Genomic DNA, 2,882 nt, shown 5'->3' with positions numbered 1-2,882 from the left:
GACCGACACCTCGTGCCGGGCCGGACCGATCCTGAGCGTGCCCACCGAGAGCACCTCGTCCTCGACGGCGGCGGGCGCCGTGGCGACGGGCGCGGGCCCGGCGCGTACGGCTGCCGCTCCGCAGGAGTCTGCTCGGCCGGCTGCTGACCGTGTCGGTGCTGGTGGCCTCGTGCTCGGTCGCCGCCACCGCCTGGCTCGCGGTGCAGACGACGTCCGGCGCGATCCGCCGGCAGCAGGGGCAGAACCTCAGCTCCGATGCCAAGATCTACGACACCCTGCTGGGTTACGCGGCCACCCATCCCGGCTGGGAGGGCGTGGACGGCACCGTGCGGGAGCTGGCCCGGCAGTCCCAGCGCCGGATCGCGCTGACCACCCAGGACCGCAGGCCGCTCTTCGACTCCTCCGGCGACTCCTCCTCCGGTGCTTCCGGCGGTGCCTCCTCCGGCGGCTCCTCCGGCACCTCGTCCGCCGCCCCGCTGCCCGCGCAGGCCTCGGCGGTGGTCGACCCGCTGTCCGTCGACACCGTCCTGGTGCCCGATGCCGCCTCCGCCGGCCCGGACGGTGTCGATCCGCGCGCCGTGGGGCCGTTCCTGCTGCCCGCGGAGGAACGCGCCGGTCTGCGGCGGGCCACCGCCAGGAGCGTGGAGTGCCTCAACCGCGTGGGTATCGCCGCCGACGTGGTCGAGAGCCCGAGCGGCCGGCCCCGTATCGAGTTCGTGAGCGACGACACCGACCGCTCGATGGAACTCAAGTGCCTGGCAACCGACTCGGCCGCGCCCACCGCGACCGAGAAGAAGGCCCTGCACGCGCTCAACCAACTCGCCGACGCCTGTCTGAAACGCCAGGGACGCACGGGCGTGAGACTGAATCCGGACCTGTCCTGGGACCGGGGATACGGGCAGCGGCCCACGGACGCCGGACTGCCGGCCGAGCGCAGAGAGGCCCTCGCGCGAGCGTACGAAGACGCGTCACAAGCGGCCGAGAAGAAGGCAGCCGCGGCCGGCCGGCCCGTCGGACGCGTGCCCGCGGCCCGCGACAGCGGGTACGACCGGGCCATCGCCTCCTGCGTCGGCAGCGCCCGCCGCGAACAGCTCACGGCCTATGTCGCCGCGCCGGCCCTGCTGTTCATCGACGACCCCGGCGCCGTCAGCGTGCCCGGGTTCGATCTCTCACCGGCGAACACCGCGCGCATCGTCGGTGTCACGGCGCTCGTTCTCGCCCTCACCGTCGGCGTCTCCGTGATCGCCGGAGCCCGGCTCGTACGTCCGCTGCACGCGCTCACCGGCGCCGCGCAGCGGATGCGGGACGGCTTGGACTCGGCGCCCGTGCCGGTCGGACCGGACAACGAGATCGGACGGCTGGCGGCGGCCTTCAACGACATGGCCGTCCACCGCGCCCGGCTCGAAGAGCAGCGCAAGGTGATGGTCAGCGATGTCGCCCACGAGCTGCGTACCCCGCTGAGCAACATCCGGGGCTGGCTGGAGGCGGCCCAGGACGGTCTGGCCGAGCCGGATCCGGCGTTCGTCTCCTCGCTCCTCGAAGAGGCGGTGCAGCTCCAGCACATCATCGACGATCTGCGGGATCTGGCGGCGGCCGACGCGGGCGCGCTCCGTCTGCACCTGGAGCCGGTGGGCGTCGCCGACCTCCTCGGTCAGGTCGCCGCGGCCCACCAGGGGCTGGCCGAGACGGCGGGGGTCACGCTGGCGGTCCCGGCGAGGACGCCGGACACCGCCCGGCCGACGGTGCGGGCCGACCCGGTCCGGCTGCGTCAGGCCGTCAGCAACCTGGTCTCCAACGCGGTACGCCACACCCCGCCCGGGGGCACGGTGACGCTGCGCTCCCACCTCACCGATTCCGGGGACGAGGTGGTCCTGGAGGTGTCCGACACCGGCAGCGGTATCCCGGCGGACGACATCCCTCATGTGTTCGACCGCTTCTGGCGGGCGGAGAAGTCCCGCAACCGGAGCACCGGCGGCAGTGGTCTCGGTCTGGCGATCGTCCTCAAACTGGCCGAGGCCCACGGCGGAACGGCGGGTGTGGCGAGCACCGAGGGACAGGGCTCGGTCTTCACCCTGCGGCTGCCGGCGGCGCCCGGTGGTGGTACGGAGCGGGAGGAGACCGGCGGGAGCGGGAAGCCTCGGGACAGCGGCGGCATCGGGGAGACCGGCCGCACCGGCGGCACCACGGCCCGGCCCTGATGCGATGACCATGGTGTCCTGACAGCTTCTTCACAAGCGGTCGCCAGTCTTGAGTCCTGCCCGGAACCTGGTGCGACTCGGCATCCAGGTACGCCAAGGCCGGGCCGGAACTGGAGCCATACATGTCGTCCCGCCATCACCGCACGCGCCTCGCGGTCCTGACCGCCGTCACGGCCTGCGCGCTGCTCGTCCCGGTCTCCGCGGCCGTCGCCTCGGACCGGGCCTCGGTGCCGTCCGCGACGACGACCGAACGGCCGGTCCCGGCCGACAAGGCCGCCGAGCTGAAGAGGGCCGAGGCCGCGAAGGCCGAGGCCGCCAAGAAGGCCGGGGTCCCGGAGGACTCCTCGCGCGAGGAGATCAGGAAAGCCGAAGCCCTGAAGGCCGAGGCCGCGAAGAGGGCCTCGGCCGACGGCAACCTGCCGCGCGGCGGCGTCGCCGCGGGCGAAGCCCCGGCCGAAGACACCGGCGCCACCACCCTGGCCGGTTCGGTCGCCGGTGCCCTGCTGCTCGCGGGCGCGGGCACCTTCGTACTGCGCCGCCGCGCCGCCGAGCGACGCGACGCCTGAGACCCGGCACCCGGTCCGCCGCCGGCGCGACAGCCGGCCCGGCACCCCGTCCGACCCCCGCACACCGTGCGGCATGACGGTGGCGCCGCCCTTCGCCGGGCGGCGCCACCGTCATGCC

2 protein-coding genes are annotated in these 2,882 nt (G+C 74.3%); both read left to right on the top strand.

Going from position 1 to position 2,882, the window contains the following annotated elements; all coding sequences use genetic code 11:
• Window positions 1–149 precede the first annotated feature (149 nt).
• Complete coding sequence (locus tag BFF77_RS31105; protein ID WP_107422301.1) at window positions 150–2,198, top strand: sensor histidine kinase; 2,049 nt, start codon at window positions 150–152, stop codon at window positions 2,196–2,198.
• A 122-nt stretch (window positions 2,199–2,320) separates the two neighbouring features.
• Window positions 2,321–2,764, top strand: coding sequence for an LPXTG cell wall anchor domain-containing protein (locus BFF77_RS31100; RefSeq protein ID WP_066956747.1), 444 nt, complete (start codon window positions 2,321–2,323; stop codon window positions 2,762–2,764).
• The last annotated feature ends 118 nt before the right edge of the window (window positions 2,765–2,882 follow it).

Origin of the sequence: Streptomyces lushanensis, from assembly GCF_001700515.1 — a bacterium.
Classification (GTDB): Bacteria; Actinomycetota; Actinomycetes; order Streptomycetales; family Streptomycetaceae; genus Streptomyces; species Streptomyces lushanensis.
This window is presented reverse-complemented; position numbering and strand designations above follow the sequence as displayed.

Coding starts and splice junctions, on each gene's coding strand:
- BFF77_RS31100 (WP_066956747.1), top strand. CDS start 2,321: ATGTCGTCCCGCCATCACCGCACGCGCCTCGCGGTCCTGACCGCCGTC.